The 25,566-nt window shown below is 68.6% G+C and carries 27 protein-coding genes; 10 read left to right on the forward strand and 17 right to left on the reverse strand.

All coding sequences use genetic code 11. The features are described from left to right. Positions 1–542 precede the first annotated feature (542 nt). Positions 543–1,499, forward strand: coding sequence for an IS5 family transposase (locus tag OG819_RS26955; RefSeq protein ID WP_266647766.1), 957 nt, complete (start codon positions 543–545; stop codon positions 1,497–1,499). Here the strand turns inward: OG819_RS26955 and OG819_RS26960 are convergent. Further along, the gene (locus tag OG819_RS26960) at positions 1,417–1,983 is read right to left on the reverse strand and encodes a hypothetical protein (RefSeq protein ID WP_266647764.1); all 567 of its coding nucleotides are present in this window, start codon (positions 1,981–1,983) and stop codon (positions 1,417–1,419) included. The genes OG819_RS26955 and OG819_RS26960 overlap by 83 nt on opposite strands. A 105-nt stretch (positions 1,984–2,088) precedes the next feature. Between OG819_RS26960 and OG819_RS26965 the strand changes: the two genes are divergently transcribed. Next, the gene (locus OG819_RS26965) at positions 2,089–2,235 is read left to right on the forward strand and encodes a hypothetical protein (RefSeq protein WP_266651374.1); all 147 of its coding nucleotides are present in this window, start codon (positions 2,089–2,091) and stop codon (positions 2,233–2,235) included. A 57-nt stretch (positions 2,236–2,292) separates the two neighbouring features. Here OG819_RS26965 and OG819_RS26970 read toward each other — a convergent pair whose 3' ends face one another. The 4 genes from OG819_RS26970 to OG819_RS26985 all read right to left on the reverse strand — a co-directional run bounded on the left by OG819_RS26970 (position 2,293) and on the right by OG819_RS26985 (position 5,117). Beyond that, on the reverse strand, positions 2,293–3,021 hold the full coding sequence (locus tag OG819_RS26970; RefSeq protein ID WP_266651375.1) for a helicase associated domain-containing protein: 729 nt from the start codon (positions 3,019–3,021) through the stop codon (positions 2,293–2,295). Positions 3,022–3,251: 230 nt separating this feature from the next. Then, entirely contained in the window at positions 3,252–4,229 is a 978-nt protein-coding gene (locus OG819_RS26975) for a hypothetical protein (protein WP_266651376.1), read from the reverse strand. Continuing rightward, positions 4,226–4,456 carry a hypothetical protein gene (locus OG819_RS26980; protein ID WP_266651377.1) on the reverse strand — a complete coding sequence of 77 codons (231 nt, stop codon included), beginning with the start codon at positions 4,454–4,456 and terminating at the stop codon, positions 4,226–4,228. The genes OG819_RS26975 and OG819_RS26980 overlap by 4 nt, the downstream gene beginning before the upstream one ends. A 46-nt stretch (positions 4,457–4,502) precedes the next feature. Then, the gene (locus OG819_RS26985) at positions 4,503–5,117 is read right to left on the reverse strand and encodes a helicase associated domain-containing protein (protein ID WP_266651378.1); all 615 of its coding nucleotides are present in this window, start codon (positions 5,115–5,117) and stop codon (positions 4,503–4,505) included. Between OG819_RS26985 and OG819_RS26990 the strand changes: the two genes are divergently transcribed. Further along, a complete protein-coding gene (locus tag OG819_RS26990; RefSeq protein WP_266651379.1) occupies positions 5,022–6,005 on the forward strand; it encodes an IS66 family transposase in 984 nt (327 codons plus the stop codon). The genes OG819_RS26985 and OG819_RS26990 overlap by 96 nt on opposite strands. 166 nt (positions 6,006–6,171) lie before the next feature. Here OG819_RS26990 and OG819_RS26995 read toward each other — a convergent pair whose 3' ends face one another. The 5 genes from OG819_RS26995 to OG819_RS27015 all read right to left on the reverse strand — a co-directional run bounded on the left by OG819_RS26995 (position 6,172) and on the right by OG819_RS27015 (position 9,281). Continuing rightward, positions 6,172–6,717: a hypothetical protein gene (locus OG819_RS26995; protein WP_266651380.1), complete on the reverse strand. Its 546-nt coding sequence runs from the start codon at positions 6,715–6,717 to the stop codon at positions 6,172–6,174. A 452-nt stretch (positions 6,718–7,169) separates the two neighbouring features. Continuing rightward, a complete protein-coding gene (locus OG819_RS27000) occupies positions 7,170–7,361 on the reverse strand; it encodes a hypothetical protein (RefSeq protein WP_266651381.1) in 192 nt (63 codons plus the stop codon). Further along, a complete protein-coding gene (locus OG819_RS27005) occupies positions 7,354–7,788 on the reverse strand; it encodes a hypothetical protein (protein ID WP_266651382.1) in 435 nt (144 codons plus the stop codon). The genes OG819_RS27000 and OG819_RS27005 overlap by 8 nt, the downstream gene beginning before the upstream one ends. Positions 7,789–7,991: 203 nt before the next feature. Further along, positions 7,992–8,501, reverse strand: coding sequence for a SigE family RNA polymerase sigma factor (locus tag OG819_RS27010; protein ID WP_266652861.1), 510 nt, complete (start codon positions 8,499–8,501; stop codon positions 7,992–7,994). Between the two features lie 348 nt (positions 8,502–8,849). Further along, complete coding sequence (locus OG819_RS27015) at positions 8,850–9,281, reverse strand: DUF2690 domain-containing protein (protein ID WP_266651383.1); 432 nt, start codon at positions 9,279–9,281, stop codon at positions 8,850–8,852. A 297-nt stretch (positions 9,282–9,578) separates the two neighbouring features. On the opposite strand from OG819_RS27015, the gene OG819_RS27020 reads away from it, so the two are divergent. Then, the gene (locus OG819_RS27020) at positions 9,579–13,388 is read left to right on the forward strand and encodes a hypothetical protein (RefSeq protein WP_266651384.1); all 3,810 of its coding nucleotides are present in this window, start codon (positions 9,579–9,581) and stop codon (positions 13,386–13,388) included. 41 nt (positions 13,389–13,429) lie between these two features. On the opposite strand, the gene OG819_RS27025 is transcribed toward OG819_RS27020, so the two are convergent. After that, entirely contained in the window at positions 13,430–13,657 is a 228-nt protein-coding gene (locus OG819_RS27025) for a transposase (protein ID WP_266651385.1), read from the reverse strand. A 717-nt stretch (positions 13,658–14,374) separates the two neighbouring features. Here OG819_RS27025 and OG819_RS27030 point away from each other — a divergent pair. Then, the gene (locus tag OG819_RS27030; protein WP_266651386.1) at positions 14,375–14,923 is read left to right on the forward strand and encodes a peptidoglycan-binding domain-containing protein; all 549 of its coding nucleotides are present in this window, start codon (positions 14,375–14,377) and stop codon (positions 14,921–14,923) included. Positions 14,924–15,071: 148 nt separating this feature from the next. Next, positions 15,072–15,443, forward strand: coding sequence for a Uma2 family endonuclease (locus OG819_RS27035; RefSeq protein ID WP_266651387.1), 372 nt, complete (start codon positions 15,072–15,074; stop codon positions 15,441–15,443). 937 nt (positions 15,444–16,380) lie between these two features. Here the strand turns inward: OG819_RS27035 and OG819_RS27040 are convergent. The 3 genes from OG819_RS27040 to OG819_RS27050 all read right to left on the reverse strand — a co-directional run bounded on the left by OG819_RS27040 (position 16,381) and on the right by OG819_RS27050 (position 18,937). Beyond that, complete coding sequence (locus OG819_RS27040) at positions 16,381–17,250, reverse strand: 3-hydroxybutyryl-CoA dehydrogenase (RefSeq protein WP_266651388.1); 870 nt, start codon at positions 17,248–17,250, stop codon at positions 16,381–16,383. 512 nt (positions 17,251–17,762) lie between these two features. Next, the gene (locus tag OG819_RS27045; protein WP_266416097.1) at positions 17,763–17,954 is read right to left on the reverse strand and encodes a DUF1918 domain-containing protein; all 192 of its coding nucleotides are present in this window, start codon (positions 17,952–17,954) and stop codon (positions 17,763–17,765) included. A 44-nt stretch (positions 17,955–17,998) separates the two neighbouring features. Next, the gene (locus OG819_RS27050) at positions 17,999–18,937 is read right to left on the reverse strand and encodes a DMT family transporter (RefSeq protein WP_266651389.1); all 939 of its coding nucleotides are present in this window, start codon (positions 18,935–18,937) and stop codon (positions 17,999–18,001) included. Between OG819_RS27050 and OG819_RS27055 the strand changes: the two genes are divergently transcribed. From OG819_RS27055 to OG819_RS27065, 3 genes are all read left to right on the forward strand, one after another. Next, positions 18,936–20,372, forward strand: coding sequence for a PLP-dependent aminotransferase family protein (locus tag OG819_RS27055; protein ID WP_266623265.1), 1,437 nt, complete (start codon positions 18,936–18,938; stop codon positions 20,370–20,372). The two genes, OG819_RS27050 and OG819_RS27055, sit on opposite strands and share 2 nt — an antisense overlap. Positions 20,373–20,448: 76 nt before the next feature. Continuing rightward, positions 20,449–20,886, forward strand: a complete 438-nt coding sequence (locus OG819_RS27060) for a GNAT family N-acetyltransferase (protein WP_266651390.1) — start codon at positions 20,449–20,451, stop codon at positions 20,884–20,886. A gap of 90 nt (positions 20,887–20,976) precedes the next feature. Next, a complete protein-coding gene (locus tag OG819_RS27065) occupies positions 20,977–21,561 on the forward strand; it encodes a histidine phosphatase family protein (RefSeq protein WP_266416104.1) in 585 nt (194 codons plus the stop codon). A 12-nt stretch (positions 21,562–21,573) separates the two neighbouring features. Here OG819_RS27065 and OG819_RS27070 read toward each other — a convergent pair whose 3' ends face one another. Beyond that, entirely contained in the window at positions 21,574–22,029 is a 456-nt protein-coding gene (locus tag OG819_RS27070) for a DUF6314 family protein (RefSeq protein WP_266623261.1), read from the reverse strand. Positions 22,030–22,197: 168 nt separating this feature from the next. On the opposite strand from OG819_RS27070, the gene OG819_RS27075 reads away from it, so the two are divergent. Further along, the gene (locus OG819_RS27075; RefSeq protein WP_266651391.1) at positions 22,198–24,675 is read left to right on the forward strand and encodes an alpha-L-arabinofuranosidase C-terminal domain-containing protein; all 2,478 of its coding nucleotides are present in this window, start codon (positions 22,198–22,200) and stop codon (positions 24,673–24,675) included. On the opposite strand, the gene OG819_RS27080 is transcribed toward OG819_RS27075, so the two are convergent. Further along, positions 24,662–25,105: a carboxymuconolactone decarboxylase family protein gene (locus OG819_RS27080; protein WP_266623258.1), complete on the reverse strand. Its 444-nt coding sequence runs from the start codon at positions 25,103–25,105 to the stop codon at positions 24,662–24,664. The genes OG819_RS27075 and OG819_RS27080 overlap by 14 nt on opposite strands. Continuing rightward, positions 25,102–25,515 carry a MerR family transcriptional regulator gene (locus OG819_RS27085; protein WP_266623257.1) on the reverse strand — a complete coding sequence of 138 codons (414 nt, stop codon included), beginning with the start codon at positions 25,513–25,515 and terminating at the stop codon, positions 25,102–25,104. The genes OG819_RS27080 and OG819_RS27085 overlap by 4 nt, the downstream gene beginning before the upstream one ends. Positions 25,516–25,566 lie beyond the last annotated feature (51 nt).

Genomic DNA, 25,566 nt, shown 5'->3' on the forward strand with positions numbered 1-25,566 from the left:
GTATGCCGTTCCGGGAGGGCCAGGGCAAAACAGGAATTCTGACGCACGTGCTCACAGCAACACTCCACGGTTCCCGTGGACGGCCCTCAGCGTCACGCTGACCTGCGAGCTCACCGGCATCACAGAGACATCGACTTCGGCCGGAACGAACCCCTCCAGCGTCCCGGACATGCATCAGCCCACGTCAGGGCGGACAGAAGCACCTCAGCGCACGCCACGGGATTTACCACGCCCCCGGCGCGCACCGAAGGTGCGCTGGAACGCTGACCTGGCCTTTCTCCTCGGAGTGCATAGCGACGGGCCTCCTTGGTGAGTCAAGGGGAACGTAGGGGGAACATGGCGTCGGGTAGTGCCCTAGTCGGGAGCGTTCGATGGGTCGTTTGCGTCCTCGTCTTAGTGCGTTGTGGCAAACCGGATCTCGTTCGAAGCCTGCGGCGCGGGTGATCGTTCGGACAGAGTTGCCGGTGTGGTCGCGGGCATGAAGAAACGGGCCCCTTGGTAGTGACGTGGTTGTTGAGGCCGGTCACGAGCAAGGAGACCCGTTGTCCGACCAGTTGACCATCTCTGCTGTACCCGCGTCCACCGCGGTCACCCCGGAGTGCGACTGCTACGCGCACAGGTTCGGTTCGATCGCTCCGGGACGGCGGGCAGGCTGCTATCCCAGTGACATGACGGACGCGGAGTGGGCCGAGGTCCGCGCGGCGATGCCGGTACCGGCCTGGCTCCTCAAGCAGGGCGGGCGTCCGGAGGCGTATTGCCACCGCGAGATGCTCGACGCTGTGCGCTACCTGGTCGACAACGGCGTGAAGTGGATGGCCCTGCCGGTCGACTTCCCGTACTGGCGGGCGGTTTACGACTTCTTCCGCCGCTGGCGGGCCTGCGACTACGTGCGTGAGCTGCACGAACGCCTGCGCTGCGTGGCGAGGGAACGCGCAGGCCGCAACACCGAGCCCAGCGCGGGAATCATCGACAGTCAGTCGGTGGACGCCTCCGAGACCGTCGGCGAGGACAGCCGCGGATACGACGGCGGGAAGTCACGTGACGGGCGCAAGCGTCACATCCTGACCGATACCGAGGGCCTGCTCCTGGAGGTCACCGTGACCACGGCCGACGTGCACGACTCCAAGGCCGCCCCCGCGCTGCTGGAGACGTTCATGGACCAGCCGGGCCGGCTGCTGAAGTTGGTGTGGGTCGACAGCGCCTACCAGGGTCCGGCACTGGCGAAGGCGTTTGCCCGCCACGGAGTGCGGATCGAGGTCGTGCGCCGCTCCGACGGCAGGCGCGGATTTGTCGTACTGGCCCGCAGGTGGGTGGTGGAGCGCACGCTGAGCTGGCTCTCCCGCTCACGCCGCCTCAACCGCGACCACGAACGCCGCCCCGACCACCACACCCAGATGGTGTGGTGGGCCGCTGTGATCAGGCTGTCGAGGCGCCTGGCCGGGGACGCTCCGCGCTGGCCGGAGAGGCGCCCCGGCCGACTGCTGCGGGCGCGGGCATGAACCGTCCGTCCCCCGCCCGCACCAGCCAGCCCCGCTTCTCCAGCACATAGGCACGGTGACGGATCTTCTCCACCTCGTTCTTGATCTCCGCCTCCCGGCCCACCGCCCGCGTCAGCTCCACTCCGTTCACCGGCCCCGACGCAGCCACCACCGCGGCGAACACCTCCCGGTACAAGCCCCTGAGCGCTTCCTCGCCCATGCCCGACCGCCACACCGGCGGCCGCTCGCCCTGCCCCGCGCCGGGGCCGCTCGATCCCACACCGGCAGCCGTCTCACCGCCAGACGACACGGAAACCGGCGTATCAACGTCGCTCTCCTCGGCCAGCACCGACACGAGCTCCTCACGCCCCACCCGGGCCCGCTCGACCCGCTCCCGCGCGGCATCCACCTCCGCCTGAGCCTGCTCCAGAACCTCCGTCCAAGACTCCAGATCCCGCCTCGCCCGCGCCTCACGCTGTTCCATCAACCCCAGCACCGACGGCATCGCACCCTCCTCGATCCACAACAAGCCGTCCGCTGCCTGCCCCTATCCCTCCGCAATCATGCTCCGCACACGGAATAGTCCCTGCTCATCGAACAGGGACTCCCTTTGCCACAACGCACTAAGAAGATCCGTGTCCAGGTCGGCGACGACCTCGACGTGAACATCGGCTTCTACGTATCCCCGCGGGCCATGGCCTTCCTGACGGCCCTCGTGGCCGGCGGGGGATACGGCGGGTACCTGATACAGCGCTAGGGCGGCACAGCCGCTGCAGCCGTAACGGCTGCAGCGGCTCCGCCCCAGGAGATCAGCTCACGACCAGTGCATGTCGAGGGCGTCGAGTTCCGCGCGGCGTTCCGGGGCGAGCTTGTCGGCCCTGCGGCGGGTGTTGTCGAGGAATCCACCCAGTTTGGCTGGGATGCCGCCGACGTCTTCGACGTGCTTGCGCGGCACGTTCAAGTGACCCTCGCGGGCGTGGAACTGACGAGCCGCAGCGAGATGGCCGGCCCACCGGGCGGCCTGAGTCCGGCGCGCAGACGGCTGCTCCGTCTCGCCGGCGGGCTCAAGTCCAAGGACGCTGTCGAGCATCCACTGCTGCGCGGGCGCCAGCGCATCCCAGCCCACGCGCTGCGCCATCGTCCAGGCGCCAAGGTCCTCGCCCTGCACGAGCACCTCGCCCGCCCGTACGGGCAGCGCCCCGCCGGACCGGACATGCATGAGTGTGAGGTGGAAGCCGCGCTGCCAGTCGATTCCCCAGGCGGCCGGGCACCAGGCCGGATCGATCGCGTCCAGAGCCTCCAGACGGCTCTCCGATAGTTCCCCAGCCGACGAGACGCCCGTCTCCCCGGCGGCACGCCGTACGGCGTTCTCATGGGTCTTCCGGGCGGCGGCGCGCTGATTCTTGGCCCATACCCCGATGGCCATGCGGTCCCCGCCCCAGACGGCGTTGGTGGGCGGGAGGAAGTGGCCGTGTACGGCCGCGTAGTCCTTCGCCACGGCGAGGCCATCGGCCCACGCGGTGTCCCACGCCGACCACACCATCCCCAACGTCTCCAGTTCGGTGACGCGTGTCGTCGCCCAGTTTTTCTGAGCTGTTGCTATGGCTGTGAGCTGGGACTTCTCAGTTCTTCGGGATGGTCTTCGAGGTGCTGGGGTGCTCGGGGTGTGGTTCTGAGCGGTGCGGTGGCTGTCTGACCTGCTTGCATGTCGTCTGTGCAGATTGGTTGATCGTGGTGCAGTTCCAGTGGGCCGCTACTTGGCGTGACGCGGCCTCAAGGGGTGTCGGGGTTGGTGAGGTCGTCGTGGGTGAGGGTGACGCGGGTGGCTTTGCCGGCTTTGCTGGCGGTGGTGGTGGGTGGCAGGACGCGGACGTGGATGAAGTAGACGCGGACACCGGCGATTTCGGTGTACGGGGGCCAGGCACCGGGGGTGCCGTCAGTTGGCATCTCGAGGAGCTTGTCGCTGATGTTGTAAATGACGAGGTAGGCGGTGTGCTGCCCGTAGTCGTGGGCGTACTTGATGACCTGATGCAGCCCTTTGACCAGGTAGCCCTTGCCGCGCCCCTTGCCGTCGAAGATCTTTCCGTCGCAGACCAGAGGGTCGCGGCCGTCGAGGTCGCCGATGAGGTCGGCTTCGCCGGAGGCTGAGCGTGGTTTGGCCTGGGTGATGTGGTCGCCTTCGAGGAACAGGAAGCGCTGCAGGTCGAGGTTGTAGACCTCTTCGCCGTTGGCGCGATCGGCTTCGAAGCGCGTGTACAGCTCTTCGCGGTCGAACCACTCGATGCGGGTGCGGTAGCGCTCGAGGGTGTGCAGGATGCTGCTTTCGGCGCCGACGTGTTCGCTGAGGAAGTCGAACAGGGGCTGCAGGATGTCCTCGGCGAACTCCCGCCAACTGTCCTGGAGGCTGCTCTTGGGACTGTAGTCGCTTCCGACGCGCCAGCCGGCTTCTGGGTCCTCCGCTTCCGCCTTGGCGATGTCCTGCATCAGCTCCCAGACGAGCGAGGCCCGTCCTTCCTCGGTCCGGCTTGACCAGAAGAACCGCCCGCTACGGGACAGGCCGGTGCGGAACTTCTCCCGGTCTAGGTCCGGCTCCTGCCGGGCTGCCTCTTCGAGGAGTCCTGTGAGGGCGGGTTGGCTGTTGATCCAGGTGACGGCGAGGTGGACTTCGTGGCCGGCGCTGGAGTAGGGCGCGGTCATGAGTTTGCGCAGGCGTTCGCGTACGGCGACCTGGAGACGCTGCTGGTACTTCACCGGAAGAGGCCTTTCAGAGCTTGTGTGATCTGCTGCTGGACGACGTCGCCCGCGTTCTGCGCGCTGCCGGTCTCGTCGACCAGCCAGATCTGGGTGTAGCAGCAGGGGCAGATCACGGCGGTCTGGGCCACGACCTCCGAGTAGCGGACCCACATCAGGTAGCCGCAGGCAGGGCAGGCCGTCTCAAGGTCCGCGCTCAACATCTGTGTCGCGAGAGATTCACCCATGGCGGAATTGTCCCGCATGGGTCTGACAGTGCCGCTGTTGTCGGTTCTATCCGGGGTGAATGTCGATGGTGGTGAGGAGGCGTTGTTGCTGGGGGTGGAGGGTGTTCCAGCGGGTGCGTTGCCGCTCGGTCCATCGCTGGAGGGTGGGGGAGGGGTCCTGGCCGTTGCGATGGTTCAACTTCGCCTGCTGGTAGGTGCGTTGCCAGATGCTGGGCCAGGGTGGGTTCCACCAGGGGTCGAGGGTGTCGAGTGCCTGGCTGGTGGTGGTGGCCAGGCGTCCTTGTCGGGCTCTGCGGCGTGTTTGTACGAGCCAGTTGCCGAGGGCGAAGCCGTCGTGGTGGGTGTTTTTGCTGCAGGAGAGGTGGCCGTTCAGGGCGGCGTAGGCGCGGGCGTGGGCGAGTCCGGGGCTTGAGGGGTAGACGCGGCTGGTCCGGCGGCGGGCGGCGGCATTTTCTGTGCTGGGGGTGATGTCCAGGTCGGTGAGGAGTTGTTGCTGTTGGGGGCGTAGGTGGGGCCAGGCGGCGTGTTGTGCTCTGATCCAGGTGCGTACGTCGGCCGGGACACCGTGGGGGCGGGTTTGTGTGGTGCGGGCGCGGGATCGCCTTCCTCCTATGGTGCCAACCTGCGGGCGCTCGCCGTCTACCTGCTGGTCTTCCAGCACATTCCCGTCGAGCGGACCGCGATCCTGCTCAAGGACGTGACCGGCGCGGAGGTCTCCACCGGCTGGGTGGCCTCCCTGCTGCCCGAGGCCGCCGACCTGGTCGCCGACTCGCTGAACCTGATCCGGGCCCTGCTGACCATGGGGCATGTCCTGCACGCCGACGAGACCACCACCCGCATCGGCTCGGTGCGGCGCTGGCTCCGCGTCGCCTGCACCGACTTCCTTACCCTCCTCCACCTCGCGCCCCGCTCCCGCAAGGGCGCGGAGACCGGCAAGGTCCTGCCGCACTTCCGGGGCGTCCTGGTCCACGACTCCCTCTCCCTCTACGCCGGCTACGACACGTGCACACACCAACTGTGCGGCGCCCACCTGATCCGCGAACTCACCGCCGCCGAGGAGGACTTCCCCGACCAGAAGTGGCACCAGCAGATCCGCTGGGCCCTGGCCGGCCTGAACCGCCAAGCCGTACGCGTCCGCAACCGGGAGATCACCGAGATCGCGCCCGACGCCCTCCTCCTGCAGTACGAGGCGTTCCACCAGGGCATCAAGGTCGGGCTCAGCCTTCACCCCAAAGTGCCGGGCCGGAAACAGAGTCCGGCCCGCAACCTCCTCACCCGGCTTCGCGACCAGGCGCACGACGTCCTGCGCTGCGCCGACGACCCCCGGCACGTGCCCTTCACCAACAACTGCGGCGAGCGCGCACTCCGGCCGGTCAAGACCCAGCTGAAGATCTCCGGCTGCCACCAGTCCGAGACCGGCGCCAAGGCCTGGCTCGGCGTGCGCTCCTACCTCGACTCCGCCCGCAAACACGGCCTGACCGCCTTCGAGGCCATCCACCGCGCCTTCACCGGCAACCTCTGGATGCCACCCATCGCACAGACCACCTGACCGGCGACCCTCACCGAACGTAACCGATCAGGCCCATTCCTTCTGAATGCGTACATCTTCGCAGACTCGTTCCTACCAGGGGCTTCACCCATATCTGATGTCGGGTCACTGCCCCAACCACCCGAACGCGGTCACGCACCGCAGCCATCACGTTGCCGAGAAGACCTCATTGCGCTCCCGGCCAGCGGGTGCCCATCCAGTGGTGGCCGTCGTGTCCGGTTCGCAGGAGCACGACTCGCCGGTCGGAGTTCACGGGGTTGAGGAGGACGACGGCTCCGTTGGGCTGGATGACCTCGATGTTGAGGCGGAAGATGCGGGCGAGCAGGATGGGAGCGGCGTCGCCTGCGGTGTTGGCCCATGATCCTGATGTCCGTAGCTGGTCGACGAGTGTCTGGCGGTAGGCGTCCAGTTCTGCGGCGGCCTCTGGTTGTTGGGCCCACCGGTAATGCATTTGGTACCATTCATCCTGGCTCATACCCATTGTGTCGTCGACGCGGGCGGCGTGATCTGTGGCGTAGCCGTGAAGGACGATGGTGTAGATGGTGTCCCACAGGGGGCGAAGGTCTGAAGCCAGTTCCGCCTGAAGCCGGTCCGCGGCGTCTTCGCGGACGGCCTGGGCCGTCGCCGGCTGCACCAGGCCATCCTCGAGCGGGGCCTCGAACCCGAAAGCTTCACCCCCGGGCATCAACTCGCTTGCCAGCAGGGCATTCATCAGGCAGTCACCGTCTGGACGCGGGTTCATCACCATCACCCGGCCGCCCGCCCCCGCGAGCCCGGTGAGAGCGTCTCGCTGCGCCTGAGGGACCTGGTCAAGAGGAAGCGGACGCGCGATCCCGGCCGCCTGACCCTCAGCCGTGCGGAAGGCACGGGCAGACTGGGGGAATACACCGGCAAGGTTCCGGGCTGGTGTGGGCGTCCGGGTCCGAGCGGTCGCGGGTGTCGCCATGATTCCCGTGCCGGGACCACCGACGGAAGCAAAGAATGAAACCCGTAGGCTGTCCAGCGGGCCGGCGTGCCCGGTCACGACGCCTGCCGGTGCGGCGGGACGGTGGCCAGTCGCGGCACCTGAGGGGGTGGCGGGTCGACGGTCGGGTATGACGGAACCTGCTACGGATGGCGGGCGGGGCAGGCCTCGGGGTTGCAGGGTAGGGGGGACCTGTCCGCTCAGTGAGCCCTGGCGGCCGCTGCCGCTGAGTCCGCCAGCCGTTCCAGCCGGGTGGGCGAAACGATGTTGTTGAAGATGTTGAAGATATTGGTCTGCGGGCCTGACCCGGTGTTCACCGCACCGTTGATCGTGGTTCGGTCGAAGCTGGTGTGGAATTGTGCAGAACGGCCGTGATTCCGGTCGTCACTCATGAACGCTCGGGTCGCTTCTCGTTCCGTAGGTGAGGCCGTACGTGATCTGAGCCCCCGAACCGGTGTTGACCGGGCCGTTGATGGTGGTCTCCCGGAAGTGGGTCTCGGTGTGCACCCCGTCCGCCGGGCCAGCCAACTCGTCCAGAACGGCGCGGAGTTGATGGGCGGCACCGGGGTCGTCGGCCAGCAGCCGGCGAAGCCGGGAGCGCCACTCGGCCTCCAGGTCGTCGGCGGTCGCTGGGTCCATCGCCTGACGAGCTGCTACCAGCGTGTTTCTGGAGCGTTCCAGTTCCTCGTCCACGTCCGTGCTCTGATGTCCGAAGAGGGCTGCGAAGCGGCGGCGTACCTGCTGCCAGCCGTCCGTCACCATCAGCCCGATCAAGGTCGTCGCACCTGAGGAAGCGAGCGCCGTTAATTCGGCGTCCATGCGCCCCACCGCCTCTGCTCGTTCACGGATGAGATCGTGCCGTGTCGGCGTACGCAACGCAAGGTGCTCGGGGCGGGGACCGACAGGGGTGCTCTGTGCTTGAGCGTAAAGAGGAGGGCAGCCGGTGCCAGCCCAGCCGTTCCCGCCAAGCGTGTGCGTCGTCTCCTCTGGCGGCAGGCCGTTGCTCATCCGTGTCCCGTGGCTCACGCCGATGCCGCGTCAGGGTCGCGGCGTGCGATCTCCTGACGGAGTTGGGTGAGCGCGCGATGCAGTGTGCTTTTGACCGTTCCGGGGGCCATGCCGAGCGTGGCGGCGGTCTCGTTCGTGGTCATCTGCTCGCAGTACCGGAGCACGACGACGCTGCGCTGTTTGGGGGCCAGATCCTGCAGGACTTCCGTCAGCAGGGCCCTGTCGGCGTGTTGGTCGCTGGAGTCCTTGACGGACGCCTCGGGTATGTGTGCGGTCGGAACTTCTTCCAGTTTCCGTGCCCGCCACCACTCGGTGCGCGTGTTGATCATGACGCGGCGCAGGTAGGCGTCGGCGAGTCGTTTGTCGGCGATGCGTTCCCACTGGCGGTAAGTGCGTAACAGCGCGATCTGCAGGAGGTCCTGGGCGTCGAGCGGGTCGCCGACCAAGCGCCGGGCGCTGCGCAGTAGAGCGTCGTGCCGGGTACGGACGTAGTCCTCGAATTCCAGCACCGTGGCGCGATGCATGCGGGGTTTCATGCGTGGGGCTCCTTTAATGCACTGGCGCCGTACTGCACGGCGCACTTGGGTTGTTCACGGCGGCCGATCGGCCCGATCTTGGTGCGGTCTGTGTCGTTTGGCAGCGGCCTTTCCGCCCGGACGGAGCAGCCTGCCCATCTGCCGCACCCAGGCCACTGGCTGGACCGCAGCTCAGGCGCGCTGCGGGGCGTGTCGGCCGCAGAAGGCGGATCCGCACCGCCGACGAGCGGTGGGTATCGTCCTGGCCGCCGGGCCGGGCTGCTGGCCGGTCCCCTCGCGCCGGCCAGCAGCCCGGCCCCACCGTGCACTCTGGTGCGGGTTCGGCAGCGGTTGTGCTCAGTAGGAGCTGGTTTGAGCGCAGCCCAAACCGTCAGGCGGGCAGATCACGGCGAAGGATTTATAACCGGCGTCGTTGATCATTCCTGTCCAGGTGTGCGCCCCGTAGGTCGCCCAGTCCTCGCTGTAAAGGCTTCCGCCGTCCCGGTAGACCACGATGCGGGTCTTGTAGGGAGCGTTCCAGGTCTCGGCCCACGTGGCACGACAGGAAGGGCTGTAGTACAGGTACACCACGGAACCGTCGCTGTCCTTCGCGCCCGGCACAGGCCGGATTGCGTCTCCGGTACAGGTGGTCTTGTACGGGTTGAGGTGGTTGCAGCTGGAGGCGTAGCAGGAGATACGCGCGGCCTCGGCTGTTCCCGTACTGGCAACCATCCCGCCGGCAGCGATGGCGGTAGCCGCCACAGCCGACGCGATCCGTCGCATGTGCATGGAGATGTTCCCTTCTTCGGCAGCTGCCTGCCTGCCTGCAGCGGCAGACGGTCGGCAGCGTCCAGCGAGTTGCGAGGTGGTTCACCCCGCTTGACCTGACAGTTCCGGCCTGCGGATTGAATGGGGAGCCGGTTCCGCCACCCTGATCAATGGCCGCGCCGCAGGTTGCCGACTTGGCGCGCCGTGCTGACCAAAGAGAGTGCGTGTGGTTTGTCCTCCTGCCCGCACACGTCGTAGCGTGCAGGGGCTCGCGCCGAGTCCACGGGGGAAGCGGCGGAGAAGAGGGGTGAGGCGTCGATGGCAGGACGTCCGGAAGGCCCGCTCGATCCCGGTGCGGGACCGGTGGCACGGCTCGCGGCCGAGTTGCGCAAGCTCCGCGCGAAGGCCGGGAGTCCGACGTACCGGGTGATGGCGCAGAGCACGGGGCAAGGGGCGAGCACCCTGTCGCAGGCGGCCAGCGGTGAGCGGCTGCCGACCCTGCCGGTCGTACTCGCCTACGTGCAGGCCTGCGGCGGCGATCCGGAAGAGTGGGAGGCTCGTTGGCGTGAGGCGGCCGCAGAGGCAGCGGCCGAGCCGCGCACCGAGAACGAGAATGCTGAGCCCCCGTATCGGGGGCTGGCTCGTTTCGAGCCGGGCGACGCCGATCTGTTCTACGGCCGCGACGAGATCACCGACCGCCTGGTCGAGCTGACCCGCTCCCGTCGGTTCACCGCGGTGTTCGGCCCGTCGGGCAGTGGCAAGTCCTCTCTACTGCGGGCCGGCCTCATCCCCCGCCTCCGCGCCCCGGCCCCGGCCAGTCCACAGCCGGCCGCACTGCGCGTCCTCACACCTGGCGAGAACCCCCTGCGCACCGACGAGCAGCGGCTGGCACCGAAGGACGCCGATGGTGACACGTGGCTGATCGTTGACCAGTTCGAAGAGCTCTACACCCTCTGCCACGATCCAGACGAGCGCGACCAGTTCATCGACCACCTCCTGACCGCCACCGACCCTGCGAGCCAATTGCGCGTCGTCATCGCTGTACGCGCGGACTTCCTCGGTCGCTGCGCCGAACACCCCCAACTGACTGCTGCCCTGCAGGATGGCACCGTGCTCGCCGGGCCGATGAGCCGCGACGAATTACGCCAGGCCATCGTCAAGCCCGCACAGGCCGCCGGGCTGATCGTGGAACGTGAACTGACGACCCGCATTCTCAACGAGGTCGAAGGCGAACCCGGGGCCCTGCCGCTGATGTCGCATGCCCTACTAGAAACCTGGCGGCGCCGCAAAGGCCGCGCCCTCACCCTGGACGCATACGAGGCGGCTGGCGGCCTGCACGGTGCCATCGCCCGCACCGCCGAAAACATCCACGCCCGACTCACACCGGCCCAGACCGACCTCGCCCGCCGGATCCTGCTGCGCCTGGTCACCCCTGGCGACGGCGCCCCCGACACCCGCAGACCCGCCCACCGCCAGGAGTTCGACTTCGGCAACCCGACGGACACCGCAACCGTCATCGAGCAACTGGCCCGCGCCCGGCTGCTCACCCTGGACGACGACCGCGTCGACCTCGCTCACGAGGTGCTCATCACCGCCTGGCCCCGGCTGCGGGGCTGGATCGAAGACGATCGGCACCGGCTGCGGGTCCTGCGCCGACTCACCGAGGCTGCCGCGGCCTGGCATGAACTGGGCTGCGATCCGGGCGCGTTGTACCGCGGAGCGCGGCTGGCCGAGGCCGCCGAGGCCTTCCCGAATGCCGAGCGCACCCGTGAACTGACAATCGTGGAAAGTGACTTCCTCACCACCAGCATGGACACGCGCACCCGTGAACGCCGTCGGCTGGGCGGGCTGGTGAGTTCCGTGTCCGTGCTCTTGGTGCTCGCTCTGGTGGCCGGCGCGGTGGCCTGGCAACAGCACCGTACGAGCGAGCGACAGCACCTCGCCGCCGCCGCACGCCGCGCGGCCACCGCGGCCGCCGGTCTGCGTACGACCGACCCGAGAACGGCGCTGCGGCTGAGCGTCGCCGCCTGGCAGCTCAGCCACACCCCGGAGACCCGCTCAGCCCTCATCGGCGCCTTCGCCCAGCACGACCTGCCCACGTTCACGCCTCCCGGCCCCGCGGACGTCGACCAGCTGAGTCCGGACGGCCGGACTCTGATCAGGGTCGGAGCGGGCACGATCAGCCGCTGGGACCTACGGACCCGGCGACGGACCGACAGCTACCGGCTGCCCGGTGGCACGGACGGTCCCACGGCCGCGGCCGACGTCAGCCCGGACGGGCGCTACTTGGCCATACCGGCCACGGACGACGACACTGCCGACATGCGAGTGCGTCTGTGGGACACACGCACGCACCGGTACCACGGCTCCGCCCTGGGCCCCTCCGGATCATCGGCCCTGCCTTCCAGGACCTGGAGCAACGACCAGGGACCCAGTGGCGGAGTAGAAGATGCGCGCACCTGGTCCGGTTTCAGCGCCCATGGCAACGCCCTGTTCTTCGCCGCGGACGACCACCTGGAGGTGTGGAGCGACGAGAGCGGGCGCCGCCTGTTCACCCACACGTCCCCCGAGCTGAGAGGGTCCACCGGCGGTGACATCAGCCCGGACCAGCGGCTGGTGGCCCTGTGCATGCAGGGCAGCGTCCGTGTCTGGGACGTCGGATCGCACCACCGGATCGACACGGCCTGGCACAAACGGACCGCCTGCGGGAACGAGGCCGACCTCCAATTCGCCCCCGACGGCCGCACTCTGGCACTGATGGACGCGACCGGGCTGCAGCGGCTCACGGTCAGTACCGGCAGGCGACTGCCACGACTCCGCCAAGTATCGCCGCGGGCCTACGTGTTCAGTGAGGACGGCAAGCTGCTGGCCGGATGGGGAAGCAACGACATCCGACTGTGGCGGCTCGACCACCCCGAAGCTCCCGTCTTCAACCACCCGTTGACCGACACCCAGCCCAGCGATCTGCGCATCGACACCACGGCTCGTGTCCTGCGCTACACCACCCAGGAGTCCGACGAACAGACCGTCGTCCACAGTCTCGACATCGGTAACGCCCTCAGACCCCAGTGGAACGATCATGCCGTGGCCACGGCAGCCCTCAGCGCGAACGGCGCCGTGCTGGCCGTGCTGAACAGTCGAGGAAAGGCGGCGTCGGGACCCCGCATCATCGACGGCCGCACCGGCCGGCTCAGGTACCAGATCTCCGCCGCCGGGCCGCCTCCGACCTCCGCCACCTTCGAAGGCAACGACGTGACGGTGATGTCACTGAGCGCCGACGGCCGGCGCCTCGCCTTCGGATCGGGACCGCCCGACCCACTCGAAGACCCGACACACATCACCGTGTGGGACACCGTGCGCAACCGGCGGCTCACCGACATCAGGCCCTACCACGGCGACCGGTTCCTCGCAGGACTGATCCTCAGCCTCGACGGCCGGGAGCTGATGACCACCAACGCCGCAGACGCCTCCGTGACGATCTGGGACGCCGGCAATGGCAGGAAAATCAAGGTCATCCACCGGCATGACTCCGACGACGGGGCCGGAACCGGCGATCACGTCACCGCCGTCTCCGACGACGGCGGTGTCCTGCTGACCGACGACGGTACGCTGCTGCCCACTGATGGCCATGGCCGCCAATGGACCACGCAGAACTGCCCGTGCGTCGGTGCCCTGAGCCGGGACGCCAGCCGCGTCGCCTTCGCGGACACGGACGCAGGAGGCATCACGCTGTGGGACACCCGGCGCGCCACCTCCCTGGGCGTACTACCCGGCGGCTTCTTCAGAAGCTCCACGGACGAAGAGGAGGAACCTACCGTGCTGGCCTTTTCCCCCGACGGGAGCACGCTGGCCGCGGCCGGATCCCATGGCACCTTGCGGCTGTGGGACGTCGCTTCCCGCCAGCAGCTGGGTACCGACCTGCCCACGGCCGGTGACGAGATCGTCTCCCTCGCCTTCACCAGCGATGGCGGCAGCCTGTACGCAGCGGGTACGCACGTGCCGGTGCAGCACTTCGACCTGGACCCGGCAGACGTGTCCGGCGCGGCATGCCGACGTGCCGGGGGCACGTTGTCACGCGACGAATGGCGCATGTACCTGGCAGACGTCCCCTACCGGAGTGTCTGCTAGCCCGAAGCCGGGAGGCCGCCCCTGTGCCCTGGAGTTCTGGCTCAGACAGCGCTTGAGCTCTTCTTTCCCGTCGGGGTCATACCGGCATTACCCCCACCGTCCGCGGCCTGGGTGCGGGCTTTGCCCTCGTGGACCCACTTCCGCAGCGTCTCCAGATGGATGCCCAGGCTCCGTGCGATTTCGGTGAGGGTGCGGTCCTTCGAGGAGCGCACCAGATCCACCGCGTCCCGCTTGAACTCTGCGGGGTAATTTTTCCACTTTGCCACCATGGATTACTTCCCCTGGATGACGAAACATCCAACGTTGGCTTTCCCGCTCTGAGCTGGCCCCGCTTCTCCGGCCCGAGTTGGCTCCGACGGACGTTCGAGGAACGGTCGCGGCTGGGTGCCTGTGCATGTCGGAGGCGGGGCCAGCTCGGGCCGGAGTTGAAGGTGCAATCAGCTGGGGCCGACTGGAACCGAAAAGCCGGGGCCAGGTCAGGACGGGAAAGCCACAGCGTCCAGATGTCGGAATCTCTGGGCTCACTCCACCAACCGCTGGCCCTCCTCTTCCGACGCCCGGGGACGGGATCCTGGCTGCCGCGTTCGATTCGGACGGCAGCGCTTTGTACGTCGCGGGTGAACACGTGCCCTGGCAGAAGTACGACCTCGACCCGTAGCGGTTGGCCAAGAGAGCGAGTCGTCCGTCGCGAGGGGAGCACGCTGTCGCGGGCCGACTGGAAGACCTACATCCCCGAAATGCCCTACCGGAGGATCTGCTGAACCCCGCAGGGGCCCCATGGACTTGTTCAGGGTGGCGGAAGGGGCCTGCTGAACAATGCGCAGCCGCCGAAGCTGGTGGTCATCGGGTCCCGCCGGCCATGTCGGAGGCGCAGATCCGTGGGCGGCCGCGCCGCGGCCGTCGGTCCGATCGTTCACCGGAGCACTCGCGTCCTGGTGACTGTCGTGCCGGCAACGGGGGAGCCCCGCCGACGGGAAAGGAATCTCATGTCCGTACGCAAGCGTGTGGCGCTGGCCGCAACAGGGCTGCTTCTCGGCGGCGGCCTGCTTGCCGGGCCGCTGGCCTCGGCGAGCGTCGCCGCCCCGGCCTCGTCCATCGCAGCCCAGAGCTATATCGACGGCTCGGGAAGCAAGGTCACCGACGACTGGGGCGACGAGGGTCAGTTGTCCACCACCAGCCACTCGCACAGCAACGCCACCGGCCTGTGGCAGGTCATCCTGTGGGCCGATGGGGCCAAGGAGAGCAACGGGACCAAGTTCGACTACAGCGACATCGACTGCAAGTTCGGCCCGAACACGAAGGCCGCCACGAAGTCGTGGCAGGCTGGCGAAGGCCTGACCAAGGACGGCATCGTCGGAACGAAGACCTTCGGAAGGGCCGATGACTACCTCGACAACCAGGGCAACGGCGTGGTTACGTACCACGGGTGGGACCACGACGTCTGGCTGAAGCGCGTCGGCGGCAAGTACGAGGTCCGCATCCACGCCGCCAAGGGTTACAAGGTGGCCTACTACAACACCATCACCGCCTGCTGAGGCCGTCCGGCCAACACTGACGGGAGGAACGGGGGAACGGGGGGAGCGAGGACGGTCCGGGGCTCAGTTCCGGGCCGCCCTCGTCATGTACGCCGGGCATGGGCGATTGCTTGGGGGATGGAAACCCCTGGGGGGAAGAGGTGGTGCCATGGCAGAGAAGCGACGGAAGTTCGACTCGGAGTTCCGCGAGGGGGCCGTACGGATCGTCCCTGGCACCTGGAGTACCGGAGGCGATGCTCTTTGCGCGGCGGGCCGCTCTGTGTCGGTCTCCTCAGCGCGCAAGGATTGCGACGACTGCACTGGCGAGTACGGCCGCTACGGCATCCCGGTCTACCTGGTCGTGGACCCGTACGCCGGAGAGGTTGTCGTGCACACCCAACCCAGCGGGGACGGCTACATCGCGGCACACACCCACAAGTACGCCACGGGCAAGCTCCCCATCGAGCCGGCCGACGGCCGTACGTTCACCCTCGACCTGGACGAGCTGCCCCGTCCCCAACCGGAGACCGGCACCCACTGAGCGCGCCGGTCCATGGGCGGTCTCGACCAAGACTTGCTGCAAATCACCTTCCAATCTGGTGTGAAGGTGCCCTGAGCAGGGAATTTCGTACCGTCGGTTCACTGAATGCAACCGTCGACGGGTGCTTGCATACGTATGCGCACCGGACCGGGGTCGAGCAGGATCGAGTAGGAGGCAGCCTACGGCTGGGGTGGCTGGTTCAGCTGTTGGAGGACTACGGCTTCGAGCCGCATCTGGTGCATCCGCTGCGATGCAAGGCAATCGCCTCTGCGCGGCTGAAGAACGACAAGGTGGACACGGCCGTCCTGGCCCAGCTGCTGCGCGTGAATCTGCTGTCGGAGGCACTGTGGGAGGCTCACAACCCGGGTAGCCTTGCTTCTTGTCGTCAGCGGTGCCCCTTCCGGTGGCCAGCCGGTGGCCGGACGCCTTTGGACGACGTAACACGAGGCCGCACCGACCAACTGACCGCACGTGCTCTGATCAGGCAGAACGTCACTCAGCAGCACGACCAGGCACTACGCAATACGAACGCTCACGGTCTCGTAATGCGTAGGTCTCGGGTCCGAATCCAATTGCCCGCGACACCGGCGCGGGGCTCACAAGCGCTGGTCGGGCTGCTTCGAACCAGGGACTTCCCAGGGACTTTTCAGGGACTTTCAGCTCTGTCCTGGGGACTTTCCAGGGATTTTTCGCTGAGTAAGCGGGGAAGGCCCTGACAGCTTCGAAAGACACAAAGTCCCAGGTCAGGGTCGGTTTGCTGTCGGTCGATGCCGTTCAACAGGCCGTGTTCCCGTGCAGTCCACGTGGGCTGGGCGAGGACGCGGGGAGGGGGGCCTGGCGGGCGCCGCGGGAGCCGCCGGACGGCAGCGCCGCCGTGGGCGCTGTTCCGGGTGAACTCGCCCTTGAACAGCGCCACTTGGCGGCGTTGCCGCACTCTCTAGTACGTGTAGAAGCCCGAGCCGGACTTCCGGCCGAGCCGGCCCGCGTCGACCATGCGCTGGAGCAGCGGGGGAGCGGCGTACAGCGGCTCCTTGTACTCCTCGTACATCGAATAGGCGACCGAGGCCACCGTGTCCAGACCGATCAGGTCGGACAGCTTGAGCGGACCCATCGGGTGGGCGCAGCCCAGCTCCATGCCGTTGTCGATGTCCTCGCGGCTGGCGATGCCCGACTCGAACATCCGGATCGCGGAGAGCAGATACGGGATCAGCAGCGCGTTGACGACGAACCCGGAGCGGTCCTGGGCGCGGATCGCGTGCTTGCCGAGGGCCTTCTCGGCGAACAGCTGCGCCCGGCTGAGGGTGTCCTCGGAGGTGGTCAGCGCCGGGATCAGCTCGACGAGCTGCTGCACCGGGGCCGGGTTGAAGAAGTGGATGCCGACGACCTGGTCGGGGCGCGAGGTGGCGACCGCGAGCCGGACCAGCGGGATCGAGGAGGTGTTGGAGGCGAGGATCGCGTCCTGCCGCGTCACCACCTGGTCGAGCACCTGGAAGATCTCGGTCTTCACCTGCTCGTTCTCGACGACCGCCTCGATCACCAGATCGCGGTCGGCGAACTCGCCGAGGTCGGTGGTGAAGCTGAGCCGGTCCTGGGTGGCGGTGAGCTCGTCCGCGGAGATCTTTCCGCGCTCGGCGGCCTTGGAGAGGGAGTTGAACAGCCGGGTACGGCCGATCTCCAACGCCTCACCGGTGGTCTCGGCGACCTTGACGTCGAGACCGGCGCGGGCGCAGACCTCGGCGATGCCCGCTCCCATCTGGCCGCAGCCCACCACTCCGACGCGTGTGATGTCTCCCGCGGTGTCGGTCACATCGTCCCCTTCACTGATCTACGGCTGTCGCAGGACCACCGTTGTTCGGTGCCTGCTCCGATCGTGCACGTCCCGTGCACGTTACTCCGAAGTATCGATGATCGATCGGCCGGGTGCGGCATGCCGGTCGAGGAGACGGTCGGTGTCCGGACGGATCCGGAGCGTGGAGGAGTGGGGTGGATGGTCCTCGCGGGGCGGACTGCTCGCGGGGCGGACTGTCCGCCGTCCGGCAGCGCCGTACGAGCTTCGGGATCAGCCCGTTCGGGGTATGGCGCGACAGCGCGGCCGACGCGCGGGGTTCGGATCGGCCGAGGAGGTCGGCGTCGACCGCGTCGGCGAGGGTCGTTGCCGACCACTACCAGCGGCCGGCGCGACCCGTGTCCTGAATCTGAATCTCTGCCGCATGTCCACAGCCGGACCTGTGACCCAACCTCCGCAGCCGGTCCTCGTGAACCGCATGTCTACGGTCCTCGTGAGCCGAAAGCGTGCAGCGGGTCCTCGTGCCCGAATGCCTACAGCGGGTCCTTGTGACGGATTTCCGAGTCGGGGCCCGGTGAGCAGACCGCCTCGTGCCCGTCCGTGAAGCGCACGCGATACGGGGGCGTGCCCTCCGCTCCAATTACTTCGGTGATCTCCGCGACCTTGTCGTGCTGTCCGACAACCCTGCCGTGCTGCACGAGCTTGTCGCCCACGTCTGCATGCATCTGAAGGGTCTCCTCGTCATCTGCGGGAGTAATGGTCCTGGGGCTCAGCCCCGCGCTCGCTGGGTGAGCGCGATGCAGATCAGCACGGCCGCGGCTGTCAAGGGCGCGGCCGGTGTGAGCTGCTCGCCGAGAAGCAGTACCGACCACACCAGTGTGAGCAGCGGCTGCGCGAGCTGCAACTGGCTGGCCTTGGGAATTCCGATCGCCGCCATCCCGCGGTACCAGACCACCAGACCCAGGAACTGCGATCCGGCGGCCACCCACAGCAGCCCCGCCACACTGTGCGCCGTCGGGTGGACCGGCTCGTACGACAGCGCCACCAGCGCGCCCGGCACCGACAATGGCAGACACAGGACCAGCGCCCAGCCGATGACCTGCCACCCCGGCATGGTCCGGGCGAGCCGGCCGCCCTCGGTGTAGCCCGCGGCACAGATCAGCAGCGCCCCGAAGAGGTAGGCGTCCGCGCTGCTCAGCGCCCCACCGCTCTGCTGCACGGTGAACGCGATCACCGCAGCCGCGCCCGCGAGGGCGGCGCCCCAGAACATCCGCGAGGGGCGCGCGCCGGTCCGCAGCGCCGACAGCAGCGCGGTCGTCAGCGGCAGCAGCCCGACGACCACGGCCGCGTGGGCGGTGGTGGACGTCTGCAGCGCGAGCGTCGTCAGCAGCGGGAAGCCGAGCACGACACCGGCGGCGACCACGGCGAGCCCCGCCCAGTGCCGCCGGGACGGTACGGGCACGCGCAGCGCCAGCAGACAGCCGCCCGCGATGACGGCGGCGAGGGCGCTGCGCACGGCCACGAGCGACCAGGGGCCGAAGCCCTCCAGGCCCCAGGCGGTGGCGGGGAAGGTGAGAGAGAAGGCGGTGACGCCGAGGGCGGCCTGGAGCGTGCCGGGACGGCGGTTCACGGAGACATGCGGCTCGGGTGCTCCGGGCGTGCTGACCGCTATCCCGGTCTCGTCGATAGCGCTACTCTGTGTTCTCATGCAAGAGCGTAGCAGTGTGGGTGATCTGGCGAATCAGTTGCGACGGGAGCTGGACCGCTACTCGCCGGGTGGAAAGCTGCCATCGAGCCGGGTACTGGTCGAGCGGTTCCGGGTGAGCCCGGTGACGGTGTCGCGGGCGCTGGCTCAGCTCGCCGCCGAGGGGCTGGTGGTGACCCGGCCGGGCGCGGGCGCGTTCCGCGCGCACCCGCGTACGTCCGCCGCGCCCGCCGGGGACACCTCCTGGCAGGAGGTCGCGCTGAGCGCGGACGCCGCGACGGAACTCGTCCCGCGCACGGTGGACGCCTCCGGGGTCCTCGTCTCGCTCGCCGCCCCGCCGCCCGGCGTGGTCGAGTTCAACGGCGGCTATCTGCACCCCTCGCTCCAGCCCGAGCGGGCCATGGGAGCGGCCCTGTCGCGGGCCGGCCGCCGCCCCGGCGCCTGGTCCCGGCCACCGATGGAGGGGCTCACGGAGCTGCGCGAGTGGTTCGCGCGGGGGATCGGCGGTGCGATCACCGCCGCTGAGGTGCTCGTCACGGCGGGCGGCCAGTCCGCGCTGACCACCGCGCTCAGGGCACTCGCCCCGCCGGGGGCCCCGGTCCTGGTCGAGTCGCCCACGTACCCGGGCATGCTGGCGATCGCCCGCGCGGCGGGCCTCAGGCCGGTACCCGTGCCGGTCGACGCGGACGGGGTGAAACCGGACCTGCTCGCCGACGCCTTCCGGGCGACCGGCGCCCGGGTGTTCGTCTGCCAGCCGCTGTTCCAGAACCCGACCGGCGCCGTGCTCGCCCCCGAGCGGCGCGCCGACGTGGTGCGGATCGCGCGCGAGGCGGGCGCGTTCGTCATCGAGGACGACTTCGTGCGACGTCTCGTGCACGAGGACGCGGGGCCGTTGCCGCGGGCGCTGGCCGCGGAGGATCCCGACGGAGTCGTCGTGCACGTCTCCTCCCTGACCAAGGCGACCTCGCCGAGCTTCCGGGTCAGTGCGCTGGCCGCGCGCGGTCCGGTCCTCGAACGACTGCGGGCCATCCAGGTCGTGGACACCTTCTTCGTTCCGCGCCCCCTTCAGGAGGCCGCGCTCGAACTGGTCGGCTCACCCGCCTGGCCCCGTCATCTGCGGGCCGTCTCCGCCGAGTTGAGGAACCGCCGCGACACGATGACGGCCGCGCTCCGTCTGACGCTTCCCGAGCTGGCCCTGCCCCACATCCCCTCCGGCGGCTACCACCTGTGGCTGCGCCTGCCCGACGGCACCGACGAGTCCGCCCTGGTCTCCGCGGCCCTCCGCGAGGGCGTGGCCGTCACCCCCGGCCGCCCCTACTTCAGCGCGGAGCCCCCTGCTGGGTACCTCCGGTTGAGCTTCGCGGCGGTCGCGGGAACCGAGGAGATCACGGAGGGGGTACGACGGCTGCGCGTGGCGTGCGACGGGGTGCTGAGGTGACCGGCTCGGGCAGTCCGACCGAGGACGAGAACAAATCCGCTCGACCACACTCACCCTGAGCTGCGAGTCTCCTCCGATGACCTCCGCACGTCACCTCCCCGAGGGCTACGAGATCTCCGCCGACACCGCCCGAGTGGACATCGACCGCGTCCACCACTGGCTCTCCACCGACGCGTACTGGGCCATCGGCCGCTCCCGCGGGAAGCAGCTCCGCGCCATCACGGGCTCCCTCAATTTCGGCGCGTACGACAGCACCTCGGGCGAGCAGGTCGCCTACGCCCGCATCATCACGGACCACGCCACCTTCGCCTGGCTCTGCGACGTCTACGTGGACCCGTCCGTCCGCGGCAAGGGCCTGGGCACCGCCCTGGTCGCCGCCGTCCGCGACCACCTCGAACCTCTCGGCCTGCGCCGCCTCCTCCTCGCCACCCACGACGCGCACGGCGTCTACGCGAAGCTCGGCTTCGAGCCACTGGAGCGCCCCCACCAGTGGATGGCGCTCATGTTCCCGTAGGTCCGCTTCGGCAGGCACACTTCAGCAAGCCCGGATATACCTTGCGTAACACCCCTTGACCTGCGGAGTCCCGCGCTCCACGATCTCCGCATGCATCTTCGGGTCACATTCGTCGCCGCCGCCCGCAGCTCCTCGCTGCTGGCCGAGCGCTTCGAGGACGACCGGCCGCTGGACCAGGCCGGCTGGGACGAAGTGCAGCGCGCCGCCCCCGAACTCGTGCCACTGGCGGCGGCCGAGCTGCGCTACTGCTCACCGACCCCACGCAGCCGGGCCACCGGCGACGCCCTCGGCTACGCGCCGCTGGCCCAGCCCGCGCTGCGCGACTGCGACATGGGACGTTGGCGTGGGTTCACGCTGGGTGAGGCGATGGCCCGCGAGCCGTCGGCGGTCGACGCCTGGCTCTCCGATCCGCGCTCCGCCCCACACGGCGGCGAGTCCCTGCTCTCCTTCGTCTCCCGCGTCGGCGGCTGGCTCGACACCCGCCCGGCGGACGACGGCAGCCGGATCGTCGCGGTGGCCGAGCCCTCGGTGGTACGGGCCGCGCTCGTCTACGCGCTCAAGGCCCAGCCGTCGACGTACTGGAACATCGATGTGCGCCCCTTGTCGACGGTCACCCTCATCGGAACCAACGGCCGCTGGAACCTGCGCCTCGAAGCCGTACCGCAGCGCGCCTGAGGCCTGCCTGCCCTAGGTCAGTCGTGTGTAGTCGGTCGTGAGGACCAGGTCCTTGGCGGGGCCGCCCACCCGCCACACCGTGCGCCAGCGGTCCTGCCCGAACACCGTGAACTCACCCCGGTAGAGGTCCGCCGCGCACGGGTGTTCGGCGACGTACTGGCCGGTGCTCAGGTCCAGGTCGTGGAAGGGGCGGCCGTCGGAGAACTGGACGATGGCCGTCGCCGGGCTCGGCCCCGACAGGAAGCGCAGCGTCCGCTCGGCGGGCCGAGGCGTGCCCTGCCATACGAACGTGCCTGATTCCCGGTGCAGAAGTCCGTGCGCGGACCCCGGTTCTTCGAGTGGGCCGAAAACCGTCTCCCCCGTGAACCGACCCTCCGCGCCGCTCGCGAGATCCCGCACCGCACGCTCCACCCGCCAGCTCCCGCCCAGGTAGCCGAGCGCGTCCGCCACTGGCCAGAACTCGCCCATACCGTCCCGTTCTCCGTCCCATGCGATGCCGCGCGACCCATTGACGCGCTCTGACCCCCTCCCTATCTTGCCGTTCGAAGTATTGATCGTTGTCCGCGATTTCGAACACAAGCAAGGAACGCAAGGAACGCCTCGAACAACTCGACACCACAGAGCCGCGGAGTATCCATGCCACGCACCCGCACCCGTTGGAGACTCGGACTCACGGCCACCGCACTCCTGGTGGCCTCAGCCGTCGTTCCCGGGCCCGCCCACGCCGCCGCCGACGTCACCGACTACGCGATCACCGTCGACCCGAAGGGCTCGGGCGCGAAGATCGACGACACCATGTACGGCGTCTTCTTCGAGGACATCAACCGCGCCGCGGACGGCGGACTGTACGCGGAACTCGTACAGAACCGGTCGTTCGAGTACAGCACCGCCGACAACAGGTCCTACACGCCGCTCACCTCGTGGGCCACCACCGGCACCGCGGCGACCGTGGACGACGACGGACGCCTCGACGCCCGCAACCGCACCTACCTCGCCCTGGGCGCCGGCTCGTCCGTCACCAACTCCGGTTACAACACCGGCATCAGGGTCGAGAGCGGCAAGACGTACGACTTCTCGGTCTGGGCCCGCGCCGACGCGACGGCGCCGCTCACCGTGACCCTGCACGACGCCGACGGTACGCTCGCCGAGGCCCGGCAGGTCACCGCGCGCGGCGGCTGGGCCAAGTACCGTGCCAGGTTCACCGCGACCCGCGACAGCACCACCGGACGTCTCACCGTCGCCGCCGACGCTCCCGTCGCGCTCGACATGATCTCGCTGCTCCCCCGGGACACCTACAAGGGCCACGGCCTGCGCAAGGACCTCGCCGAGAAGATCGCCGCCCTGCACCCGGGTTTCGTGCGCTTCCCGGGCGGCTGTCTGGTCAACACCGGCAGCATGCAGGGCTACGACGAGGCCTCCGGCTACCAGCGCCGGCGCTCGTACCAGTGGAAGGACACCATCGGTCCGGTCGAGCAGCGGGCCACCAACTCCAACTTCTGGGGCTACAACCAGAGTTACGGGCTCGGCTACTACGAGTACTTCCAGTTCGCCGAGGACATCGGCGCGATGCCGCTGCCCGTGGTGCCCGCGCTCGTCACCGGCTGCGGCCAGAACAAGGCCACCGACGACGACGCGCTCCTCAAGCGCCACATCCAGGACACCCTCGATCTCATCGAGTTCGCCAACGGTCCGGTGACCAGCGAATGGGGCGGGAAGCGGGCGGCGATGGGCCACCCCAAGCCCTTCCACCTCACCCATCTCGAAGTCGGCAACGAGGAGAACCTCCCCGACGAGTTCTTCGCCCGCTTCAAGCAGTTCCGCGCCGCCATCCAGGCCAAGTACCCGAACATCAAGGTGATCTCCAACGCCGGACCCGACGACTCCGGCACCACCTTCGACACCGCCTGGAAGCTCAACAAGGAAGCGAACGTCGACCTGGTCGACGAGCACTACTACAACAGCCCCCAGTGGTTCCTGCAGAACAACGACCGCTACGACTCCTACGACAGGAACGGCCCCAAGGTCTTCCTCGGCGAGTACGCCTCCGGCGCCAACACCTTCAAGAACGCCCTCGCCGAAGCCGCGTACATGACCGGCTTGGAGCGCAACGCGGACGTCGTCAAGCTCGCCTCGTACGCCCCACTGCTCGCCAATGAGGACTACGTGCAGTGGCGCCCCGACATGATCTGGTTCAACAACCACGCCTCGTGGGGATCGGCCGACTACGAGGTGCAGAAGCTCTTCATGAACAACGTCGGCGACCGGGTGGTGTCGTCGACCGCCACCAGCACGCCCTCGCTGAGCGCACCCATCTCCGGCGCTGTCGGCCTGTCGACGTGGGCGACCACGGCGGCGTACGACGACGTGAAGGTGACCGGCGCCGACGGCGCCACACTGCTCGGCGACGACTTCAGTGGTGGCGCCTCCCAGTGGACCCACACGGGCGGCGGGAGCTGGAGCCTGGAGGACGGGCAGTACGCGCAGACCGACGTGGGCGCCGAGAACACCATGGTGTCGGCGGGCGACCCGGCCTGGCACGACTACGACCTGCACGTGAAGGCCACCAAGAAGTCCGGCAAGGAGGGCTTCCTCGTCGCCTTCGGCGTCAAGGACACCGGTAACTACTACTGGTGGAACCTCGGCGGCTGGAACAACACCACGACAGCGGTCGAACAGGCCGTCGACGGCGGCAAGTCGACGCTGATCTCCAAGCCCGGCACGATCGAGACGGGCAAGGCGTACGACGTCGACATCAAGGTCCGCGGCCGGCAGGTGACCCTCTACCTGGACGGCCAGGAGTGGGGGAGCTTCAAGGACGACAAGCCCGCGGAGCCGTTCCGCCAGGTCGTCACGCGGGACGCGAGGACCGGTGACCTGATCATCAAGGTCGTCAACGCGCAGGCCGCGGACGCCCGTACCGCGATCGACCTGGGCGGGGCGAAGGCGGGCCGCAAGGCCGCCGTCACCACTCTCCAGGCCGCGCCCGAGGCGGTGAACTCGGAGACGGTCACCGCGGTCGCACCCGTGAAGTCCACCTTCGACCGCGTCGCCGACACGTTCACGTACACCTTCCCGGCGAACTCGGTGACCTTCCTGCGGATCAGACAGAGGTAGCCGAAGGCGTGGGCTGCTGTCCGGCGGGCAGTAGCCCACGCTCGGCGAAGACCTTCTTCGCGACCAGGCTCGCGTTCATCGCCTTCGGTATGCCGCAGTAGACGGCCGAGTGCAGCAGCGACTCCACGATCTCGTCCGGAGAGAGACCCACGTTCAGGGCCGCGTTGACGTGCACCTCCAACTGGACCTCACAGCCGCCGAGCGCGGTGAGCATGCCCAACGTCACCAACTGGCGGTCGCGCGGGGCGAGTCCGGGCCGGTCGTAGATGTCGCCGAAGGCCCAGGCGACGATCTGGTGGCCGAGTTCGGGATTGATGTCGCCGAGCGCGTCGACGACGCGCTCTCCGGCCTCGCCGTCGACGCGCTTGAGGACCTCAAGGCCGTGCGCGAAGCGCTCGTCGCGAGTGGTGGCGGTGTCCGTGACAGTCATGAGAGGTCGTCCGATCCCGGCTGGTCGAGCAGCCGTTCGTAGTGGTCGATCTTGTCGTCGAGGGCGGCCGCGTTGCGGCGCAGCGCGCGGATGCGGTCCGCGAGGTCGGCGCGGTGTTCCCGGAGCATCCCGAGCCGGTCGGCGACCGTGATGTCGCCGCGCGCCCGCAACTCCGCGAACCGCTGCATGTCCGCGATCGACATGCCCGTCTCGCGCAGCCGGATGAGGAACTCCAGCCAGGCCAGGTCGGCCGCCTCGTAACGCCGCTGGTTGCCGGTGGTCCGGCCGACCCGTTCGATCAGGCCGGCCTTCTCGTAGTACCGCAGCGTGTCGTGCGAGAGTCCGGTGCGCTCGACGACCTGGGCGATCGTGAGCGTCGGCTCCTGCGGGAGGGGCTGTTCGCTGGGCATGGAGAAACCGTAGAACCTGGAGTGCGCTCCAGGTCAAGCTTCATCTGCCGG

This window comes from Streptomyces sp. NBC_01549, assembly GCF_026339955.1.
Classification (GTDB): domain Bacteria; phylum Actinomycetota; class Actinomycetes; order Streptomycetales; family Streptomycetaceae; genus Streptomyces.

Excerpts from the sequence above, each read along its gene's own strand:
- OG819_RS26960 (WP_266647764.1), bottom strand. The coding sequence starts at position 1,983 with ATGCCGTCGGTGCTGGGGTTGATGGAACAGCGTGAGGCGCGGGCGAGG.
- OG819_RS26970 (WP_266651375.1), bottom strand. The coding sequence starts at position 3,021 with ATGGTGTGGTCGGCGTGGGACACCGCGTGGGCCGATGGCCTCGCCGTG.
- OG819_RS26980 (WP_266651377.1), bottom strand. The coding sequence starts at position 4,456 with ATGGGTGAATCTCTCGCGACACAGATGTTGAGCGCGGACCTTGAGACG.
- OG819_RS26995 (WP_266651380.1), bottom strand. The coding sequence starts at position 6,717 with ATGAATGCCCTGCTGGCAAGCGAGTTGATGCCCGGGGGTGAAGCTTTC.
- OG819_RS27000 (WP_266651381.1), bottom strand. The coding sequence starts at position 7,361 with ATGAGTGACGACCGGAATCACGGCCGTTCTGCACAATTCCACACCAGC.
- OG819_RS27005 (WP_266651382.1), bottom strand. The coding sequence starts at position 7,788 with ATGGACGCCGAATTAACGGCGCTCGCTTCCTCAGGTGCGACGACCTTG.
- OG819_RS27010 (WP_266652861.1), bottom strand. The coding sequence starts at position 8,501 with ATGCATCGCGCCACGGTGCTGGAATTCGAGGACTACGTCCGTACCCGG.
- OG819_RS27015 (WP_266651383.1), bottom strand. The coding sequence starts at position 9,281 with ATGCACATGCGACGGATCGCGTCGGCTGTGGCGGCTACCGCCATCGCT.
- OG819_RS27020 (WP_266651384.1), top strand. The coding sequence starts at position 9,579 with ATGGCAGGACGTCCGGAAGGCCCGCTCGATCCCGGTGCGGGACCGGTG.
- OG819_RS27025 (WP_266651385.1), bottom strand. The coding sequence starts at position 13,657 with ATGGTGGCAAAGTGGAAAAATTACCCCGCAGAGTTCAAGCGGGACGCG.
- OG819_RS27030 (WP_266651386.1), top strand. The coding sequence starts at position 14,375 with ATGTCCGTACGCAAGCGTGTGGCGCTGGCCGCAACAGGGCTGCTTCTC.
- OG819_RS27035 (WP_266651387.1), top strand. The coding sequence starts at position 15,072 with ATGGCAGAGAAGCGACGGAAGTTCGACTCGGAGTTCCGCGAGGGGGCC.
- OG819_RS27045 (WP_266416097.1), bottom strand. The coding sequence starts at position 17,954 with ATGCATGCAGACGTGGGCGACAAGCTCGTGCAGCACGGCAGGGTTGTC.
- OG819_RS27055 (WP_266623265.1), top strand. The coding sequence starts at position 18,936 with ATGCAAGAGCGTAGCAGTGTGGGTGATCTGGCGAATCAGTTGCGACGG.
- OG819_RS27050 (WP_266651389.1), bottom strand. The coding sequence starts at position 18,937 with ATGAGAACACAGAGTAGCGCTATCGACGAGACCGGGATAGCGGTCAGC.
- OG819_RS27060 (WP_266651390.1), top strand. The coding sequence starts at position 20,449 with ATGACCTCCGCACGTCACCTCCCCGAGGGCTACGAGATCTCCGCCGAC.
- OG819_RS27065 (WP_266416104.1), top strand. The coding sequence starts at position 20,977 with ATGCATCTTCGGGTCACATTCGTCGCCGCCGCCCGCAGCTCCTCGCTG.
- OG819_RS27070 (WP_266623261.1), bottom strand. The coding sequence starts at position 22,029 with ATGGGCGAGTTCTGGCCAGTGGCGGACGCGCTCGGCTACCTGGGCGGG.
- OG819_RS27075 (WP_266651391.1), top strand. The coding sequence starts at position 22,198 with ATGCCACGCACCCGCACCCGTTGGAGACTCGGACTCACGGCCACCGCA.
- OG819_RS27080 (WP_266623258.1), bottom strand. The coding sequence starts at position 25,105 with ATGACTGTCACGGACACCGCCACCACTCGCGACGAGCGCTTCGCGCAC.
- OG819_RS27085 (WP_266623257.1), bottom strand. The coding sequence starts at position 25,515 with ATGCCCAGCGAACAGCCCCTCCCGCAGGAGCCGACGCTCACGATCGCC.